The sequence below is a fragment of the Thiomonas sp. UBA7699 genome, assembly GCF_002482605.1.
GTDB classification, from domain to species: Bacteria; Pseudomonadota; Gammaproteobacteria; order Burkholderiales; family Burkholderiaceae_C; genus Thiomonas; species Thiomonas arsenitoxydans.
The window spans coordinates 1-17,465 of the sequence record NZ_DLGH01000037.1 but is presented as its reverse complement, the minus strand read 5'-3'; the positions used below and the strand labels follow the sequence as shown (position 1 = coordinate 17,465).

The 17,465-nt window shown below is 60.0% G+C and carries 16 protein-coding genes and 1 pseudogene; 13 read left to right on the top strand and 4 right to left on the bottom strand.

The window, feature by feature from the left end; all coding sequences use genetic code 11:
• Nucleotides 1–214: 214 nt before the first annotated feature.
• Nucleotides 215–1,669, bottom strand: a complete 1,455-nt coding sequence (gene dnaA, locus B3H47_RS15005; RefSeq protein ID WP_286987858.1) for a chromosomal replication initiator protein DnaA — start codon at nucleotides 1,667–1,669, stop codon at nucleotides 215–217.
• Nucleotides 1,670–2,261: 592 nt separating this feature from the next.
• Here dnaA and rpmH point away from each other — a divergent pair.
• The 5 genes and pseudogenes from rpmH (at nucleotide 2,262) to mnmE (ending at nucleotide 6,585) form a co-directional block, all read left to right on the top strand.
• Nucleotides 2,262–2,396, top strand: a complete 135-nt coding sequence (rpmH, locus tag B3H47_RS15000; RefSeq protein ID WP_013107607.1) for a 50S ribosomal protein L34 — start codon at nucleotides 2,262–2,264, stop codon at nucleotides 2,394–2,396.
• A 131-nt stretch (nucleotides 2,397–2,527) separates the two neighbouring features.
• Nucleotides 2,528–2,944: a ribonuclease P protein component gene (locus B3H47_RS14995; RefSeq protein ID WP_286987856.1), complete on the top strand. Its 417-nt coding sequence runs from the start codon at nucleotides 2,528–2,530 to the stop codon at nucleotides 2,942–2,944.
• Nucleotides 2,941–3,147: pseudogene (gene yidD, locus B3H47_RS14990) on the top strand (membrane protein insertion efficiency factor YidD); the annotation flags it as partial. The gene B3H47_RS14995 and the pseudogene yidD, both read left to right, overlap by 4 nt.
• A gap of 278 nt (nucleotides 3,148–3,425) precedes the next feature.
• Nucleotides 3,426–5,123 carry a membrane protein insertase YidC gene (yidC, locus tag B3H47_RS14985; protein WP_286731144.1) on the top strand — a complete coding sequence of 566 codons (1,698 nt, stop codon included), beginning with the start codon at nucleotides 3,426–3,428 and terminating at the stop codon, nucleotides 5,121–5,123.
• Nucleotides 5,124–5,166: 43 nt separating this feature from the next.
• Nucleotides 5,167–6,585, top strand: a complete 1,419-nt coding sequence (gene mnmE, locus B3H47_RS14980) for a tRNA uridine-5-carboxymethylaminomethyl(34) synthesis GTPase MnmE (protein ID WP_286987855.1) — start codon at nucleotides 5,167–5,169, stop codon at nucleotides 6,583–6,585.
• A gap of 1 nt (nucleotide 6,586) precedes the next feature.
• On the opposite strand, the gene B3H47_RS14975 is transcribed toward mnmE, so the two are convergent.
• Nucleotides 6,587–7,597 (bottom strand): D-2-hydroxyacid dehydrogenase family protein, encoded by a 1,011-nt coding sequence (locus tag B3H47_RS14975; protein ID WP_286987853.1) that lies wholly within the window; start codon nucleotides 7,595–7,597, stop codon nucleotides 6,587–6,589.
• Between the two features lie 234 nt (nucleotides 7,598–7,831).
• On the opposite strand from B3H47_RS14975, the gene B3H47_RS14970 reads away from it, so the two are divergent.
• The 6 genes from B3H47_RS14970 to B3H47_RS14945 all read left to right on the top strand — a co-directional run bounded on the left by B3H47_RS14970 (nucleotide 7,832) and on the right by B3H47_RS14945 (nucleotide 13,212).
• Entirely contained in the window at nucleotides 7,832–8,401 is a 570-nt protein-coding gene (locus tag B3H47_RS14970) for a CoxG family protein (protein ID WP_013107601.1), read from the top strand.
• A 229-nt stretch (nucleotides 8,402–8,630) separates the two neighbouring features.
• Nucleotides 8,631–9,773 (top strand): branched-chain amino acid ABC transporter substrate-binding protein, encoded by a 1,143-nt coding sequence (locus B3H47_RS14965; protein WP_013124585.1) that lies wholly within the window; start codon nucleotides 8,631–8,633, stop codon nucleotides 9,771–9,773.
• Nucleotides 9,774–9,858: 85 nt separating this feature from the next.
• A complete protein-coding gene (locus tag B3H47_RS14960; protein ID WP_013107599.1) occupies nucleotides 9,859–10,764 on the top strand; it encodes a branched-chain amino acid ABC transporter permease in 906 nt (301 codons plus the stop codon).
• The gene (locus tag B3H47_RS14955) at nucleotides 10,761–11,696 is read left to right on the top strand and encodes a branched-chain amino acid ABC transporter permease (protein WP_286987851.1); all 936 of its coding nucleotides are present in this window, start codon (nucleotides 10,761–10,763) and stop codon (nucleotides 11,694–11,696) included. Before B3H47_RS14960 ends, B3H47_RS14955 begins: the two co-directional genes overlap by 4 nt.
• On the top strand, nucleotides 11,693–12,508 hold the full coding sequence (locus tag B3H47_RS14950) for an ABC transporter ATP-binding protein (protein ID WP_286987849.1): 816 nt from the start codon (nucleotides 11,693–11,695) through the stop codon (nucleotides 12,506–12,508). The genes B3H47_RS14955 and B3H47_RS14950 overlap by 4 nt, the downstream gene beginning before the upstream one ends.
• A 2-nt stretch (nucleotides 12,509–12,510) precedes the next feature.
• Complete coding sequence (locus B3H47_RS14945; RefSeq protein WP_286987848.1) at nucleotides 12,511–13,212, top strand: ABC transporter ATP-binding protein; 702 nt, start codon at nucleotides 12,511–12,513, stop codon at nucleotides 13,210–13,212.
• A 35-nt stretch (nucleotides 13,213–13,247) separates the two neighbouring features.
• Here B3H47_RS14945 and B3H47_RS14940 read toward each other — a convergent pair whose 3' ends face one another.
• Nucleotides 13,248–13,598 (bottom strand): ArsR/SmtB family transcription factor, encoded by a 351-nt coding sequence (locus tag B3H47_RS14940; RefSeq protein WP_286987846.1) that lies wholly within the window; start codon nucleotides 13,596–13,598, stop codon nucleotides 13,248–13,250.
• Between the two features lie 365 nt (nucleotides 13,599–13,963).
• Here B3H47_RS14940 and B3H47_RS14935 point away from each other — a divergent pair, with 365 nt between their 5' ends.
• Nucleotides 13,964–15,256, top strand: coding sequence for an MFS transporter (locus B3H47_RS14935; RefSeq protein WP_286987844.1), 1,293 nt, complete (start codon nucleotides 13,964–13,966; stop codon nucleotides 15,254–15,256).
• 20 nt (nucleotides 15,257–15,276) lie between these two features.
• Here B3H47_RS14935 and B3H47_RS14930 read toward each other — a convergent pair whose 3' ends face one another.
• Nucleotides 15,277–15,558: a BTH_I0359 family protein gene (locus tag B3H47_RS14930; RefSeq protein ID WP_286987842.1), complete on the bottom strand. Its 282-nt coding sequence runs from the start codon at nucleotides 15,556–15,558 to the stop codon at nucleotides 15,277–15,279.
• Nucleotides 15,559–15,935: 377 nt separating this feature from the next.
• Here B3H47_RS14930 and B3H47_RS14925 point away from each other — a divergent pair.
• Nucleotides 15,936–17,465, top strand: a 1,530-nt coding sequence (locus tag B3H47_RS14925; protein WP_286987840.1) for an L-lactate permease, incomplete at its 3' end; no start/stop codon positions are given.

Genomic DNA, 17,465 nt, shown 5'->3' with positions numbered 1-17,465 from the left:
AAGGGTCGGCCTGTGTTGTGGATAAGACAAAAAACGCTGTATTCATGCGGTTTGCGCAGCAGCCAGAGTCTGTGGACAAGCGGTCTGGAGCGCAAGGACGGTTTGGAACAACTTGACCGAAAACGCGCTGGCCCCCGACTTATCCAGAAACTCTTCACACACTACACAACGACTTGTTCATTTTGAGAAGGAGGACGCTAAAAGCGGTTCGGCTTCAGGCTTTGAGAGTTTGCTCGAGCACATGGAGCTGTTGGTTGAGTTCCTGCAGTTTGATGCGCTCCTGTCCGATCTTGCGCACCGCATGCAGCACCGTGGTGTGATCGCGCCCTCCGAACAGCTCGCCGATCTCCGGCAGGCTTTTATGCGTCAGTTCCTTGGCGAGATACATGGCGATCTGGCGCGGACGGGCGATGCTGGCGGGGCGCTTTTTGGAATACATATCGGCCACCTTGATCTTGTAGAAATCGGCCACGGTTTTCTGGATGTTTTCGACCGACACCTGGCGATTTTGCAGCGACAGCAGATCTTTGAGCGCTTCCTTGGCCAGACCGATCGACACGTCCTGGCCGCTGAAGCGGGCGTAGGCCAGAATTTTGCGCAGCGCGCCTTCGAGTTCACGCACATTCGATCGCACGTTCTTGGCGACAAAAAACGCCACTTCTTCCGGCAGATGGGCCAGTTCGGCATCGGCCTTGCGCAGCAGAATGGCCACGCGCATTTCGAGTTCGGGCGGCTCGATGGCCACCGTCAGACCGGAATCGAAGCGGGAGACCAGGCGCTGATCCATCTCACGGAGTTCCTTGGGGTAGGTGTCGCTGGTGAGAATGATCTGCGAGCGTTTGGTGATCAGCGCCTCGAAAGCGTAGAAAAACTCTTCCTGCGTCTTGTCTTTGCCGGCGAAAAACTGCACGTCGTCGATCAGCAGCAGGTCGAGCGAGTGGTAGTAGCGCTTGAATTCCTCGAAGGCCTTGCGCTGGTAGGCACGCACCACCTCGCTGACAAACTGCTCGGCCTGCAGGTAACGAATGCGCGCGCCCGGCTGTTGCGCCAGCAGGGCGTTGCCGACCGCGTGCATGAGGTGGGTCTTGCCCAGACCGACGCCGCCGTAGATGAACAGCGGGTTGTAGGAGCGCCCGGGGTTTTCCGCAACTTGAATGGCCGCGGCGCGGGCAAGCTGGTTGGCCTTGCCTGTGACCAGGGTTTCGAAGCTGAGCATGGGGTTGAGGCGCGAGCGCTCTAGGGCATCTGCTTCTGCGGCATCTCTCGCAGCGTTACTCACGCCGTCCGGACTAGCCAATTGCTGGGGCGTGGCGTGGTCGGCGGAATGAGTCGCTTGCGCTGATCTCGATGTGGAGCTTGCCCCACTGCCGGACTGCAAACCCTGCGCCCCGCTGTGATGCATGGCGGCGCGTGCCGGCGCTTTCTGCACAATGAATTCGACCTGCACAGGGCGGCCCACGATCGCGCTGAGCGACTCGGTGATGCGCGCGCCATACTGTGAGCGCAACCAGTCGAGCTTGAAGCGGTTGGGAACGTGCAGGATGGCAGTGTTGCCATCCTCGCTCCAGTGGGGGCAGGACAGCGGCTTGATCCAGGCGGCGAATTGCTGATCGGGGATGACCGTGGCCAACTGGGCGCAGCACTGCTGCCAGGATTGTTCTTGTGTCATGCAGGTACGGCGAGAGAGACGAGTTCCAGAAGGCGCTGGCTCAACGGTAGCCGGTTAAAGAACCTGGCTGCGGAACCGGGCTGCGCGCCTTGAGGGGGAGACAAAAAATTTTGTGGACAATTTTCAGGACGCTCGACATTCAGCCGAGGGCTGAATTGGCCTCGACAGGGGCGTTAGCCGCCTGCAAAGCCCGTCGAAAAGGCCATCGATCGTCAACTTTGGAAAGCACTCAGTTTAACTCCACAGTGCAAGTTATCCACAGACGGAACAAGCAATTTTTCTTGGGGCCGGGGGCTTGCGCTGCAGGGCGAATTTGAGGCGGATGGTCGTTGGTTTTGAATGCCGTTTTGAAGGTCATCAGGGCCTGGGCTTTCTGGAAAAACCTCTTTTGATTGACAAGAGGATGGAATCTCAGTCCAATGGAGAGCTTTTTTTCGGAATCTTGGTCTTGCGCGTAGCAAGACTTCAAGTTTGCGACTTTAAGTTTTTTCGGCGCGCGTATTTTGGATTTGTGGGGTGGTGTGCATGAGTGTGCACAGCATGAAGGCACAGGTCCAGGCGCGCAGCTTCTATTTTTATCAAGGTGAGTTTCATGAAACGTACGTATCAACCTTCGAAGACCCGCCGTCAGCGTACCCACGGCTTCTTGGTGCGGATGAAGACCAGGGGTGGCCGCGCGGTCATCAATGCGCGCCGCGCCAAGGGCCGCAAGCGCCTGGCTGTCTAAGATCCGCTGGGCTGTTGGGTTTGAACGATCTGCGGCTTGCTGCTTTGCGGGCTGCCGATATCGATCTTTCGACAGTCGGGGAAGTCATGGCAGATCAGCCGATCTCGCGATCGGGCACTCTGCATCTCGAAATGTTGCGGCAACCCGAAGCGTTTGCCGCGATGTTTGCTGCGCGCTACGCGCAACAGGCTGAATTTCGCCTGCACTACCGTGCGGCGCCGACCGAGTGGGTGCCAGACGCCGCCCCTGCCTCTGCCCAGCCGCGCTGCTGGCTTGGTCTGGTCATTCCGAAAAAGTTCTGCAAACCTGCGGTACGGCGCAATCTGATCAAGCGGGTGATGCGCCAGGCGCTGCGTGAGTTGCGGCTGCCGAGCGAGGCGCAGTTGCAGGCACCGGTGTTGATGCTGCGGTTGACGCGCAAATTACCGGCGGAATTTCGCAGCGCCCGTTCACCGGTTTTGCTGGCCTATGTGCAGCAGGCGGTGAACGCTTTGCTCAAAAGCTGGATCGAACGCACCGTCGTGGTGACTGGGCGAAGTGCCGCATGAAGTCTGTTCTGATCGGTCTGGTACGGCTGTACCGTCTGCTGCTGAGCCCTTGGGTGGGCGGGCAATGCCGTTTTTACCCCACTTGTTCGCAATACACCATCGAAGCGCTGGAGCGGCACGGGGCAGCGGCGGGCAGCTATCTGGGCGCGGTCAGAATTTTGCGATGTCAGCCCTGGTGTCAGGGGGGGCATGAGCCGGTGCCGGACGCTTTCACCTGGGCGCCCTGGCGCCGACGGACGGAAGAGGACGAAGCGTCAGATGCGATTGCTTCAGATGGCGCGCAGGCTGTGTCACCGCAGCCCATGCACAATAGCGGGTCGAGGTCTGATGAATCAGTCTCGTCTGCGGAGTCTGGCGCTTGCGCTGAGGGGCCGGAAAGCCCGGTTTCATTTCCCTCTGCTTCACCCCTGAGTGCTTCATCGTTCACCCCCAAGCCCTGAAGCCATCGGGCACTTCTGCATCACTACAACAGGATTTGCGTATGGATCTCCGCCGTTCGGTTCTCTGGGTGGTTTTCACCATGTCGATGATTTTTCTGTACAACTCCTGGCTGCGCTACAACGGCGAGACGGATTTGTTCGGAACGCCACCGGCCCATCCGGCGCAAGTCGCCAGCGCGCCGACCAGCGCAGTGCCACAGGCGGCGCCAACCGCGGCCACGCCGCCGAATATCGCCGGTGCTGCGGCAACCGCACCGCTGTCCGCCCCGGTCGCAGCGGCGTCCGCCGCTCCCGCGGCCCAGCTCACCACCATCCGCACCGATCTGATGGATGTGAAAATTTCTTCGCGCGGCGGCAATCTGGTCTATGCCAAACTGCTCAAGTATGAGAGCCGCACCGAACCGGGCAAGAACGTGGTCTTGTTCGACGATACGCCGAGCAATAAATACATGGCGCAGTCGGGCTTGATCGGGGGCGATTTTCCCAACCATGAAACCGAGATGACGGTGCTACCGGGGCCGCGCGACATGGGCAACGCCAAGACGCTGCAGGTCAAACTGGTCTCGCCCGATCTGGGCGGCATCAAACTCGAGCGCACCTACACCTTCACCCGCGACAGCTATGTGGTGAATGTGCAGAACACCATCACCAACACCGGCAGTGCCGCAGTGGCGCCGCAGATGTATATGCAGCTCGTGCGCGACGGCAACACGCCTGCGGGTGATGAGTCGCACTTCTATCACACCTATACCGGCCCGGCGTATTACGACAACGCCAACAAATTCCAGAAGTTCGAGTTCAAGGATCTCAAGACCAACGAGGCGCCCAAGAAGGCCGACAGCGGCTGGGTCGCCATGATTCAGCACTACTTCGTTTCGGCCTGGGTGCCTGAGCCCTATGAAGGCTCGCGTGACCTTTATACCCGCAAGCTGGGCGACAACCTGTATGCGGTGGGGGTGATTCAGCCGCTGCCGCAAATTGCTCCGGGCAAGAGCATCACCACCGATGCCAAGCTGTTCGTCGGCCCTGAGCTGGAAAGCACGCTGGGCGCGCTCGCCCCCGGCCTTGAGCTGGTGAAGGACTACGGCTGGGTGACCATTCTGGCCAAGCCGATTTTCTGGCTGCTGGAGATGATCCACAAAGTGGTGCAGAACTGGGGCTGGTCGATCATCGTGCTCACGCTGCTGATCAAGCTGGCGTTCTTCCCGCTGACGGCGGCGAGCTATAAGTCGATGGCGCGCATGAAGGCCGTGGGACCGCGCATCAACGCGCTGCGCGAGTCGTACAAGGGCGATCAGGCGAAGATGAATCAGGCCATGGTCGAGCTGTACCGCAAGGAGAAGATCAATCCGCTGGGCGGCTGCCTGCCGATCGTGATCCAGATCCCGGTGTTCATCGCGCTGTACTGGGTGCTGCTGTCGAGCGTGGAGCTGCGCGGCGCGCCGTGGATTCTCTGGATACACGATCTGTCGGCCAAAGACCCGTACTACATCCTGCCGGCCATCATGACGGCGACGTCCTTCCTGCAGGTCAAGCTCAACCCGACTCCGCCCGACCCGATGCAGGCGCGGCTGATGTGGATCATGCCGGCGGCGTTTTCCATCATGTTCTTCTTCTTCCCGGCCGGTCTGGTGTTGTACTGGCTGACCAACAACACCACGTCGATTGCGCAGCAGTGGTTCATCAACAAGAAGATGGGCGTGGGTGTGTTGACCGACACCACAGCGGCGGCCAAGTAAAGGCCCACTCAAAAGCCCATTCGATCCGCGCGGTTGCCCGGCCATGAATCTGTTGGCGCAAGACGCCGATCCGATCGTGGCCATTGCCACAGCACCCGGTCGCGGCGCCGTGGGCATCGTCCGGGCTTCGGGCAAATCGCTCGGGGCTTTGGCGCAGGCCATCACAGGGCGGGCGCTGCTGCCGCGCCATGCCACTTACCTACCGTTCGGGGATGGTCAGGGCGGGGTGATAGACCGAGGGCTGGCGCTGTTTTTTCCGGCGCCGCATTCCTACACCGGGGAGGACGTGCTGGAGCTGCAGATCCACGGCGGGCCGGTGGTGCTGCAACTGTTGCTGGCGCGGCTGCTCGAACTGGGGGCGTCTTCACGCTTGCGGGTGGCGCAGCCCGGCGAATTCACCCGGCGCGCGTTTCTCAACGGCAAACTCGATCTGGCGCAGGCCGAGAGCGTGGCCGATCTGATCGAGGCCAGTACCGAGGCGGCTGCTCGCAGCGCCACCCGGGCGCTGGCGGGCGAGTTGTCGCAGGCGGTGCGCGCACTGGCCGCCGAGCTGGTCGAGTTGCGCCTGCTGGTCGAGGCCACGCTCGATTTTCCCGAGGAAGACATCGACTTTTTGCGCCAGGCACAGGCGCAGCGGCGTTTGCAGGCTTTGCAGCAGACTCTGCAGCAGGTGCAGGCCAAGACGCGGCAGGGCGCACTGCTGCGCGAAGGACTCCAGGTGGTGCTGGCAGGGCAGCCGAATGTGGGCAAGAGCTCCTTGCTCAACGCATTGGCGGGCGCCGAGCTGGCCATCGTCACGCCCATTGCGGGCACGACGCGAGACAAGGTCAGCCAGACCATCCAGATCGAGGGCGTGCCCTTGCACATCGTCGATACCGCGGGCCTGCGCGACAGCGCCGACGCGGTGGAGCGCATCGGCGTGGAGCGCAGTTGGCACGCCATCGCCGGTGCGGATGTGGTGGTGTTCCTGCACGATCTCACGCGTCTGCAGGCGCCGGGCTATGCCCAGGCCGAGGCGGAAATCGCCCGCGGACTCCCCAAGGGCGCGCCCCTGCTCCACGTTTTCAACAAGCGCGATTGCGTCGAGACCGGCGCCCAGGCGCGGCTATTGCCGCAAGTCTGGGCGCAATGGGGCGTGGAGGCCGGCGAGTCGGTCTGGATTTCCGCCGCGACCGGAGACGGTCTGCAGGACTTGCGTCTCAAGTTGCTGCAACTGGCAGGGGCGCAGCCGACCAGCGAGGGCGTGTTCATCGCCCGCCAGCGCCATGTGCAGGCGCTGGAGCAGACCGGGCAACACCTCGGCGCGGCCTTGCGCCTGATCGAGCTGGATGCGCAGGCGCCGCTGGATCTGCTCGCCGAAGAATTGCGGCTATCGCATCAGGCGCTGATGGCGATCACCGGCGAGTACACCCCAGACGATCTGCTCGGGGCGATTTTTTCCAGTTTCTGTATCGGCAAATAAATCAAGGTCGGCGCGGCGATAAATCGCCTGCATTGATCGCCGCGCTCAGATCGCCCGCGGCAAACTGGGCGATGGTCCGGAAGGCCTGGGCGAACATCTGCTCGTAGTGATCTTGCTCGACAAAGCCGATGTGCGGCGTGCAGATGGCGTTTTCCAGTCGCAGCAGCGGATGGCCCTGCAGAATCGGCTCGGCTTCGAACACATCCACCGCCGCCAGACCCGGCCGGCCGCGATTGAGCGCGGCCACCAACGCATCCGGGGCGAGGAGGTCGGGGCGGGCGGTGTTGACGAGCAAAGAGGTGGGTTGCATCAGCGACAGATCGGCCAGAGTGATGAGATGGCGGGTGGCGTCGGTGAGGCGCAGGTGCAGGCTGAGCACGTCGCTGGTGGCGAAGAAGGCTTCGCGCGACTCGGCCGCCAGCAAGCCTTGTTCAACAGCGCGCGTGCGCGAGGCCTCGCTGCCCCAGACCTGAACCCGCATGTCGAAAGCCTGCCCGTACCGCGCAATGCGCTGGCCAATGCGGCCATAGCCCCAGATGCCCAGCGTCTTGCCTGCGAGGCGCTGACCGAGACCGAAATTGGGAGGCATCGACTGCGACTTCAGCCCGGCCTGCTGCCATGCACCATGCTTCAGACTGGCGACATACTGCGGCAGACGCCGCATGGCGGCCAGCACCAGTGCCCAGGTCAGCTCGGCGGTGACGCCGGGGTCGGTCTGCCCATCGGCTACGGCGATGCCCAGATCGCTGCACGCTTGCACATCCACATGCGGGCCGATCCGGCCGGTCTGCACCACGAGTTGCAGCTTGGGACACTTTTCCAGCAATTGCCTCGACAGCACGGTGCGGTCGCGAATCAGCACCAGCGCCTGGGTGTCGCGCAGGCGCACGCTGAGCTGCCCCACGCCTTTGACGGTGTTGTTGAATATCTTGAGGTCGTGACCGTCGAGTTGCTGCGCGCAATCGAGCTTGCGCACCGCATCCTGATAGTCGTCGAGCACGGTGATCTGCATGGTTATCCGTCCGATGAAACACCAGAGCCAGTCAGTGTAGGCCCTTGGAACAGCGCGGAAGAAAGGCGCTGCAGCGGGCGGATCGGTAATGCCCCGAATAGGAGTTTCCCGATTTTGTTGCGCCGCAGCTTGCTTCTGTCGTCAGTCACAGAATATAAGCTGGTCTTGATATATGCCTGTCTGCCGTCCGATGATTCGAACGAGGCGGCTGGGTGAGACGACATGGAGGCCGAAATGGATGTCAAAGGGAAATGGCTACTGCCGACCAGCCCGCAGAAAACCTGGGAGGCGCTCAACAGCCCGGAAGTGCTCAAAGCCTGCATTCCAGGTTGCGAATCGATCACCGACACCGGATCGGGACATTTCGAGATCGTGCAAGTGCTGGCGGTCGCCGGGTTCAAGACGCGCTTCAGCAGCACACTCACGCTGGAAGACCCCAACCCGCCGCACAGCTACGTGCTGCGCTTCGAGGGCAACGCGGGGAGCGCCGGTTTTGGCCTGGGCCGCGCCCTGGTCGCGTTGCAGCCCACGGCAGACGGCGGCACGCAGATGAACTACCAGGCTACCGCCGAGGTGGGCGGCGCCATCGGCCAGCTGGGCAAGGGCACGGTGGACAGCACGGCGCAGAGTCTGGCGGAGACCTTTTTCTCCCGCTTCGATCAGGTCATGCGCGGGCAACTGCCGGTGGACGACGGCGCCGGTGCCCTCGACCGACTGTGGGGCATGATGCCCCCTTGGGGGTGGGCGATATCCACCCTGGTGCTGGTTTTTATCGTGTACTGGGGGCTGCACGGCACTTGGTGAAGTGCAGTTACGGATGAGGTTCATAGGGAACTCCTTGGGTTACATATTGCTACAACCCCAACTGGTTTGATCGCGAAACCCGGCATAGGATGGAATGACAAACGGAGCCCTATGGCTCCACATGGGTCTGTATAGAAGCAACCGCAAACTGCGAAGTTTGCGTGCGACGCTTTTCCGATCAGGCCTGTGATCATCAGCCCTCAAGGCATGTCATATCCAGGAGACTCGCATGAAACTCACCAAACGCAAGTTAGGCATAACGGTTGCCGCACTATTTTTTGCAGCGGCCCCAGCGTTTGCAGCCAAACCTTTGCTCATCGGTGTTCAGGCGCCGATCACGGGTCAGTACGCCAACGAAGGGCAGGGCATCGCAGACGCCGTGAAACTGATCGTCAAGCAGACCAACGCCAAAGGCGGATTGCTCGGACACCAACTCGAAGTGAAGGTGTGCGATGACCAAGGCGAGGCCGCACCAGCCGCAATTTGTGCACGTCAGTTGACCAATGACGGCGTGCTGGCGGTTATCGGCAGTTACACGAGTGGGGCAGCCCTTGCTGCGCAGCCGATTTATGCCCGTGCAAACATCATCCAGACCTCTGACGGCACCAGCGATGAACTGACTTCCAGGGGTTACAAGACTTTCTTTCGTAACGCCCCGCCCAACAGCGCCGAGGCCTTGTTCACGGCCGGCTACTTCAAAGCGATGGGATACAAGCGTATTGCTGTGCTGACGGATCATTCGAGTTTTTCAACTGGGCTCGCTGACGCTGTTGTGGCCGACTCGAAAAAGGAAGGTATTGATGTCCTCGATAAAGCGTTCATCAACGCCGGATCGCAGAATTTCACGCCCGTATTGACCAAACTGAACGCGCTCAACCCACAAGTGGTTTATTTTTCAGGATATTACACCGATGGCGGTTTGGTGAAGGCGCAAATGGCGCAACTCGGTATGAAGGCAAAATTCGTGGGCGGGGACGCCAACCAGAATGTCGCCTTTGCAAAAATTGCGGGTAATGCTGCTGCTGGCGCAGTCATCATTAATGTGCCAGCCCCGCAAGATCTGCCCTACCCGGCAGCCAAAGAGTTTTTGGCGGAATTCAAGACCGCCTATGGCCATGAGCCGCCCAGCATTTTTACCTTGACCAACGCAGATGGCCTGCGCGCCATTTTGTACACCGCAGAAAAAATCAAGAGTGTTGAACCGGCTAAGTTGATACCGGCTCTGCATAAATTAGACGACTTCAAAGGATTGACAGGGACGTTTTCCTGGAATTCTGTAGGAGAACGGACGGGCAGCCCTTATGTGGCCTTTGAGGTGACACCGAGTGGCGGATACAAAATCACCTATCCAGCCACGGCGGTAGCTAAGTAAAACAACAATTGAGACCTCTGCACAATTCGTGAACGCTACGGATTGTGCAGGCCAGAACAGCTGGCCTGTAACAGGAGTAGCTTTCATGTTTGGAACATTGCTTCAGCAAATCGTCAATGGTTTGACGGTGGGAGGCATCTACGCTTTGATTGCTTTGGGATATACCATGGTTTATGGCATTCTCAAGTTGATCAACTTTGCCCATGGGGATCTCTGCATTTTCGGCGCTTATATCGGCCTTGTTGCGCTGGGTATGGGTGCGGGAACAGGACAAAGCCATTTATTTTTGCTCGCTGGGGCATTTATTCTGGCTGCGGTGGTGGTTGGCGTTGCTGGCTTGGTGCTAGAGTTCACGGCATATCGTCCATTGCGTAAGGCGGATCGTCTTTCGGCAGTGGTTTCTGCATTAGGAGCGTCGCTCTTCATCGAGAACGGCATCATGATCATCTGGGGGCCCCAGCTTCGGGTATTCCCCAGTAATCTGCTGCCCGCTATGCACTGGGAGTTTGCAGGCGCGCGAATCGATCTGATCCAGGTGCTCATCATGCTCGGTTCAGCCCTATTGATGGCTTTGCTTTATTGGTTTGTTCACCACACTCGTTTTGGTACTGCCATGCGGGCCTCCGCCAGTGATCAGGATGCAGCAAGGCTAATGGGCATCAATGTGAATCGTGTGATCGCCAGTGTATTCGTGATTGGCCCGGCCATCGGTGCGATTGGTGGGCTGTTTATCGGCCTTTATTATCGGCAAGTTTATTTCACGATGGGTTGGAATTACGGACTGAGTGCGTTTATCGCCGCCATCATCGGTGGAATTGGGAACATTCCTGGAGCCATGCTTGGTGGTGTGTTGCTCGGGCTTTTCAATGCGCTTGCTGCGGGTTTCATTTCCAGTTCTTGGCAAGAGGCGATCACTTTTGCGTTGTTGATTGGCATCTTGCTGGTGCGGCCGACCGGGCTACTCGGCGAACGAGTGGCGGAAAAAGTATGAAGTCGCCAGGAGAGTTGTTAGGTAACGGCTGGCTAGGTGCGGCATTGTGGGCTATTGGGCTGGCAATTCCTTTGGTGCTTGATCAGACTTGGGTATTTATTGCCGCTCTTTTTGCGGTCTATGCCATTGTTGCACTCAGTCAGGATATTGTATTGGGGCGAGCTGGCATGTTTGATATGGGGCATGCAGTGTATTTTGGCGCCGGAGCGTATGTCACATCGATATTGAACACACACTTCAACTGGCCGATTTTCGCAACGTGGCCTGTTGCCATTCTGGTTGCAGGGCTGGTAGGAGCGGTGCTGGCAGCACCTATTGTGAAATTGCGTGGGGATTATCTCCTGGTGGCGACTATCGGCTTCAACGCAATTTTTGTTCTTGCGCTGAGGAATAATCTCGGGCATTTGACAGGCGGGTCTGACGGAATTTTCGGAATCGGCGTACCGAGCCTTTTCGGCTTTTCGCTTTCTAGCCAGAATGCGCAATTCTGGCTGGATTGGTTGGCATTTGCGGTGGTTCTGCTTTTGATTCGCAATCTGGATCGGTCTCATCTGGGGCGAGTGTTTTATTACCTAAAGCATGATCAACTCGCAGCAACCACCATGGGCGTGGATGCCAGGGCGTATCGGGTGCTGGCATTTGCATTGGGTGCGGCACTGGCGGGCTTTGCGGGCACTTTGTTCGCTACTCTGATGGCTGCTGTCAGTCCGGGTGCGTTTGTTTTTACCGAGTCAGTCACTCTGTTTGCGATTGTGTTGGTTGGAGGGCAGGGTTCGATTCCTGGGGTGCTGCTGGGTACGGTTTTGATGTTTGTGGTGCCACAGATATTCCGGAGTTTTGCTGAATATCGGTACTTCATATTCGGCATCGCCATGGTGGTGGTGATGGTGCTGCGCCCCCAAGGCATCTGGCCTCGGCGGGGGCAGAAATGAGTGGGGCGCTGCTGCAACTCAAGGATGTGGGTATCCGCTTCGGGGGCCTGCAGGCGGTCGCTGATCTGAGCTTTACGGTGGAAAACGGGCAGGTCATGGGCTTGATCGGCCCGAATGGTGCGGGCAAAACTACGGCCTTTAACCTGATCACCGGGGTATACAAGCCAAGCTCTGGGAAGATTTTTCTGGAGGGCCATGACATTACCGGATGGGCACCTCACCGGATTGCGCGTGGGGGAATCTTTCGCACATTCCAGACGATTCGCTTGTTTTATGGGCAGAGTGTGCTGGCGAATGTTTTGGCGGGGCTGCATTTGCAGACGCACCAGGCTTGGTGGCAGGGGCTGCTTTCTACGCCTGCACAGCGCAGGGAAGAGAAGGATCTTCGCAGTCGCAGCATGACGCTGCTCGAGCGTCTGGATTTGGCGCATCTGGCGCAGGAGGACGTCGCCTCCCTGCCTTACGGCGTGCAGCGCCGCGTCGAATTGGCACGGGCGCTGATTGCACGTCCGAGACTGCTGATTCTGGACGAGCCGGCCGCCGGCCTGAACGATCAGGAGTCGTCGGCGCTCAATCAGACCATTCTCTCGATGCGCGATGAGGGCATCTCCATTTTGTTGGTGGAGCATGACATGAATGTGGTCATGAACGTCACCGATCGCATCGTCTGCATCAATTTTGGACGCAAGATTGCCGAAGGTACGCCAGAAGAAATTAGGACTAATCCAGATGTGATCGAAGCCTACCTTGGCAACGACGAGGATAACGAAGAGGAAGAGGCGCAAGGGTACTCCACAGGAGTGGCGCCGTGAGAATGCTTGAAATCACCGATCTAGACGTGCGCTACGGTCAGATCCTGGTGCTCAAAGGGGTCACCCTACATGTGGAGCAAGGTGAGATCGTGACTTTGCTCGGCGCCAATGGCGCGGGCAAAACCACGCTGATGCGCACCATCAGTGGCTTATTGCGGCCGAATTCCGGTGATGTCCAGTTTTTGGGAAAGAGTATTGCCCACACCGCGGCTGACCGGATTGTGGGACTGGGCATTTCGCAAGTGCCAGAGGGGCGGCGCGTCTTTCCGACCTTGACGGTGATGGAAAACCTGATCCTGGGCGGCTATACCCGGCCGCCAGCAGAGACGAGTGCCAGCGTGGAGGAGGTGTTGGTGTTGTTTCCTCGTTTGCGGGAGCGCGCTCGTCAATTGGCGGGCACTTTGTCGGGCGGGGAGCAGCAGATGCTTGCCATCGGCCGCGCCATGATCTCCAAACCCAAGCTGTTGTTGTTGGACGAGCCTAGCCTCGGGTTGGCTCCCATCGTTGTGCGAGATATTTTTCGGGCCTTGCGCAAAATCCGCACACAAGGATTGACGATTCTGCTTGTCGAGCAGAACGCCCGCATGGCTCTGAAATTTGCCGACCGAGGCTATGTGATGGAGACGGGCAAAATCGCGCTCCAGGGGAACGCGATCGAATTACTCGAATCGCCCGAGGTTCAAGCCACCTATCTTGGCAAGTAAGGGCGAAATTCTTGTCGGGCCTGTCAGATCGGCACTCATTCAGCCGGGCACAGTGCGCGGACGACGTTGAGCACCTGCTGGCTTTTGATGTGGTAGTGCACGAAGCGGCCGCGGCGGGTGGCTTCGACGATGTTTTCGGCGCGCAGCTTGGCGAGTTGTTGTGACAAAGCGGCCTGGCGCATGCCGACCTCGTGTTCGAGTTCGCGCACGCAACGCTCGCCATCCATCAGCAGGCAGAGAATGGCCAGACGCTCGCGGTGCGCCAGCGCCTTGAGTATGCGCACGACATCTCCGCCGGCCATGCGCTCCAGGCGGGCAAGCCGATGCATCGGCGTCGGCAGGATGAGGTTCGGCTCTGTCTGGGGGGGCAGTTCGGCGATATTCATGATTTGGAGTCTATGAATATCAAATTGCAAGGTTTTGATGCAACACAAGAAAGTGGCGCTTCTGCGGGACCCGCATGAGCCTTGGGGCGCCAATCGTGCCGATGTGCGCGGTTTGAGAGCGCCCCCAGACCTGCCGCGTTCGCGTCAGGCCCCCCGAGGGGGATGAGGCCCGCGGCTCCAAGCTGCCCTGTGGCAGCTTGGACGGAGCCGAATCCGAGCGGCTTGCAAGCCGCGAGGTGGACAAGAAAACTTGGGGCGGCCCTGCGTTTTCTCATGAGGCTTCACCGCTGTTCGCCGCAAGCGGGCCGAATTAGGTAAGCTGCTCTGCTTTGCCTACCGTTGCAGCAAGCAAGCCGATGCCACACATGCTCCGTCATCCTCCTGTTCGTCTGGCCTTGCTGCTGTGGGGGATCGCGGCGGCGGCTTATATGGTGGGGTTTTTCCTGCGGGTCACGCCGGGCGTGCTCAATGTCGATTTGATGCGCGACTTCCATCTGAACGCCGCGCAGCTGGGCAATCTGGCGTCGTTTTACTTCTACTTTTACGCGGCCTCGCAAATTCCGACGGGCATCGCCAACGATCGGTTCGGCCCGAAGATTCTCATCGTGGTCGGGCAGGCGGTGACCGGGGTCGGCGCGCTGCTGTTTGCGATGGCGGGCAGCTTTGAGTCGGCGGCCGTGGCACGGGCCCTGATCGGCCTGGGGCATGGCGTGGCCTGGGTGTCGTTGCTGGAGCTTTCCGCCGCGTGGTTTGCGCCGCGGGTGTTCGGCACCATGTCGGGTTTGTCGCTCGCCTTGGGCACGCTGGGCGCGGTGTTGGCGCAGGCGCCTTTGTTGCTTTTGTCGCACAGTTTCGGCTGGCGTTGGGTGCTCGGCGCGGTGGGCGTGCTGTGCCTGGGTTTGTCGCTGCTGGCCTTGCTGCGCATTCGCAACCGGCCGGAGGACATGGGTTTCGACGGCTATCTGCCTGCGCGCAAGGCGCAGACGCTGGGAGAGGTCGGGCGGGGTCTGGGCGAAGTCTGGCGCTATCGCAACACGGCTTTGCTGTTCATCGCGCCCGGCGGGGTTTGCGGCGCGTTTTTGACGTTCACCACGCTTTGGGGGATGCCGTTTCTGGTGCAGCAGCGGCAGATGTCGGCAGGGCGGGCTTCGTGGGTGGTGGCGGCGATGCTGGTGGCGTTTTCGGTGGGCGGGGTGCTGTGGGGGCGGGTTTCCGACCGGCTGCGTCGGCGCAAATTGCCCTATCTGCTCGGCGGTGTGATGATGCTGGCGGGCTTTGGCCTGCTGGTGGCCTGGCCGCAGGCGCCCTGGAGCTTGTTGTTGCTGGCGTTGCTGCTGAGTTCGGTGGGTTCAGGCGGCATGGTGGTGGGTTTCGCCTGGGCCAAGGAATCAGTGCCGCAGCGGCTGGCGGGTACCGCATCGGGCGTGCACAACACGGGGGTGATGGTGGGCGCGCTGGTGCAGTTGCCTTTGCTGGGCTGGGTGCTCGATCGGTTCTGGACGGGGCAGCAGGCGGGCGGTGCGCGGCTGTATGACGGCACGGCATTTCAGGCGGCCAATGGTGTGCTGCTGGCCTGGATTGCCTTGTCGGTGCTGTGCGTGCTGCTGGCGCGCGAAACTCACGCCCGACCTTATGCCGTGGCGGTGGCCCCGGGCTGAACCCCGCCTGGGGCGCTCATTCAATGCGCATGCAAAGACTGCCGCGAGAGGGCGGAATAGCGGTCGAGAAAATCGTCGATTTCTTCGCTGCTGGGCTCTTGGGCGATGAGTTGCTGCACGCTGGCGCGAAACCCTTCGGCTGCGCGGCCGCCCAGAAAAATTTCCTTGCGGGCGAATTTGTCGACGATTTCATACCCGCCGCGAGAGAGGTCGGTTTCGTGCTCGGTTCGAGACTCCTGCGAGCCCGACCAGTCGAGCTGCAGGACACAAAAGGCGTCTGAGTCATAGATCATGGTTTGCATGGTGGTTCTCCGCTGGTTGATGAGGAGATGTGGACATCGAAGCAAAAAACAAGCCCGACAAAAACGCGCAACTTTGTTAAATGCACAACGCCCGGCGATGGGCTTGCGTTGACCGCCGGTTTGTCCATCCGGGTCTGCGCGGAGGATTGCCAGCACGCATCGCAAATCTGTGTTGACGGTCATCGCTCACCTGCAACAAGACGTAAGAATTACCGCGATTCGCTTGCTCGCCTTGCAGAGCGCTCATAGGCTTGCGGCGCTGCACAAACCAGACTTCGCAACGGACGGATTACTGGCGTGTGCGGGGATTTCACTGTTCACATCGCACATTGATAGGCCCGGAGCGCGCACAGCGAGCTATCGGGCGGGAGACAAGCATGTTTCATCAAATTCTGACCCCGGTGGGCGGCGCTTTGCTGCCCTCGTTTTTGGTGGCGGCCATTCCGATTGCCATCGTGCTGTTGATGCTGGGTGTGCTGCGGCGACCGGCATGGCAGGCGTCTGCGGTGGGCTTGGTCGCGGGACTGATCATTGCTGTTGGCGTTTGGCAGTTGCCGCTGGGGCTCGCGTTCAATGCCGTCGCGCTCGGCGTGGTGTTTGCCTTGCTGCCGGTGATGTGGATCGTGTATGGCGCGTTGGTGCTCTACAACGTGGCGGTCAAGTCGGGCCGGTTTGAAATGTTTCGCCTGTGGATGCTGGAGCATCTGCCCAACGACCGTCGGCTGGTGTTGCTGGTAGTGGCGTTTTCCTTCGGTTGTCTGCTCGAAGGGATAGCGGGCTTTGGCACCCCGGTTGCGATTACCAGTGCCTTGCTCATCGGCCTGGGCTTCCCGGCGCTGGAGGCGCTGACCTTCACCCTGATTTTCAACACGGCGCCGGTGGCGTTTGGCGCATTGGGCGTGCCGCTGACGGTGTTGGGCGCGGTAACGAGCATGCCATCAGAGCCGCTGGCGGCGATGGTGGGGCGACAGTTGCCGTTTTTTGCCTTTCTGTTGCCGTTTTATGTCATTGCGATTTACGGAGGGCTGCGTTCGATCCGCGCCTTGTGGCCCGCTTTGCTGGTGGCCGGCGGCAGCTTTGCGCTGGCGCAGTTCGTCTCATCGAACTTCATCAGTTATCAGCTGACCGATGTGCTGGCTTCGATGTTCTCGCTGATTCTGACGGTTGGTTTTCTTAAAATCTGGAGCCCGGCGCCCGACCCGGAATTCGCCATTGCCCGCCCGGTGCGCGCGCCGAATGAAGCGCGCGTGGGCTATGGTGGCTGGTTGCCCTGGGTGGTCATTACCGTGGTGGTGATTTTCTGGGTCTATGCCAAGATTTTTGCGTTTGGCGAGATCAAGGTGCTCTGGCCGGGCCTGGACAAACAGGTGTTCATCACGCTTTACAACAAGCCGTACGTGGCCTTGTGGGACTTCCAGCCTTTGGGCACGGGCACGGCCATTTTGTTGTCTGCGGTGATCACGGCGGTGCTGGTGCGGCTGCCGGTGGGGGAGTTTTTTGCGGCGATGCGCGATGCCTGGGTGCAGGTGCGGATTGCGGTGCTCACGGTGTGCATGATTGTCGGTCTGGCCTTTTTGCTTAACTATTCCGGCATGAGTTACACGCTTGGGCTGGGAGTAGCCGGTGTCGGCGCGCTATTTCCGCTGGTATCGGCCTTTCTCGGCTGGGTGGCGGTGTTCCTGTCGGGCAGCGACACATCGGGCAATGCGCTGTTCGGCAACCTGCAGGTGGTTGCCGCGCGGCAGCTGGGCTTCGATCCCGTGCTGATGGCGGCGACCAATTCGTCCGGCGGGGTGATGGGCAAGATGATTTCGCCGCAGAACATCGCCACGGGCGTTTCGACTACGGCGCTCAAGGGCAAGGAGGGCGTGGTGTTCGCCCGCACCGTAAGCGTCCTGCGAACCCAT

Excerpts from the sequence above, each read along its gene's own strand:
- B3H47_RS14975 (WP_286987853.1), bottom strand. The coding sequence starts at position 7,597 with ATGCAGATCACCGTGCTCGACGACTATCAGGATGCGGTGCGCAAGCTC.
- B3H47_RS14945 (WP_286987848.1), top strand. The coding sequence starts at position 12,511 with ATGCTTGAAATCACCGATCTAGACGTGCGCTACGGTCAGATCCTGGTG.
- mnmE (WP_286987855.1), top strand. The coding sequence starts at position 5,167 with ATGAATCTGTTGGCGCAAGACGCCGATCCGATCGTGGCCATTGCCACA.
- B3H47_RS14955 (WP_286987851.1), top strand. The coding sequence starts at position 10,761 with ATGAAGTCGCCAGGAGAGTTGTTAGGTAACGGCTGGCTAGGTGCGGCA.
- B3H47_RS14970 (WP_013107601.1), top strand. The coding sequence starts at position 7,832 with ATGGATGTCAAAGGGAAATGGCTACTGCCGACCAGCCCGCAGAAAACC.
- B3H47_RS14950 (WP_286987849.1), top strand. The coding sequence starts at position 11,693 with ATGAGTGGGGCGCTGCTGCAACTCAAGGATGTGGGTATCCGCTTCGGG.
- yidC (WP_286731144.1), top strand. The coding sequence starts at position 3,426 with ATGGATCTCCGCCGTTCGGTTCTCTGGGTGGTTTTCACCATGTCGATG.
- B3H47_RS14930 (WP_286987842.1), bottom strand. The coding sequence starts at position 15,558 with ATGCAAACCATGATCTATGACTCAGACGCCTTTTGTGTCCTGCAGCTC.
- B3H47_RS14965 (WP_013124585.1), top strand. The coding sequence starts at position 8,631 with ATGAAACTCACCAAACGCAAGTTAGGCATAACGGTTGCCGCACTATTT.
- B3H47_RS14935 (WP_286987844.1), top strand. The coding sequence starts at position 13,964 with ATGCTCCGTCATCCTCCTGTTCGTCTGGCCTTGCTGCTGTGGGGGATC.
- B3H47_RS14960 (WP_013107599.1), top strand. The coding sequence starts at position 9,859 with ATGTTTGGAACATTGCTTCAGCAAATCGTCAATGGTTTGACGGTGGGA.
- B3H47_RS14940 (WP_286987846.1), bottom strand. The coding sequence starts at position 13,598 with ATGAATATCGCCGAACTGCCCCCCCAGACAGAGCCGAACCTCATCCTG.
- dnaA (WP_286987858.1), bottom strand. The coding sequence starts at position 1,669 with ATGACACAAGAACAATCCTGGCAGCAGTGCTGCGCCCAGTTGGCCACG.
- rpmH (WP_013107607.1), top strand. The coding sequence starts at position 2,262 with ATGAAACGTACGTATCAACCTTCGAAGACCCGCCGTCAGCGTACCCAC.
- B3H47_RS14995 (WP_286987856.1), top strand. The coding sequence starts at position 2,528 with ATGTTGCGGCAACCCGAAGCGTTTGCCGCGATGTTTGCTGCGCGCTAC.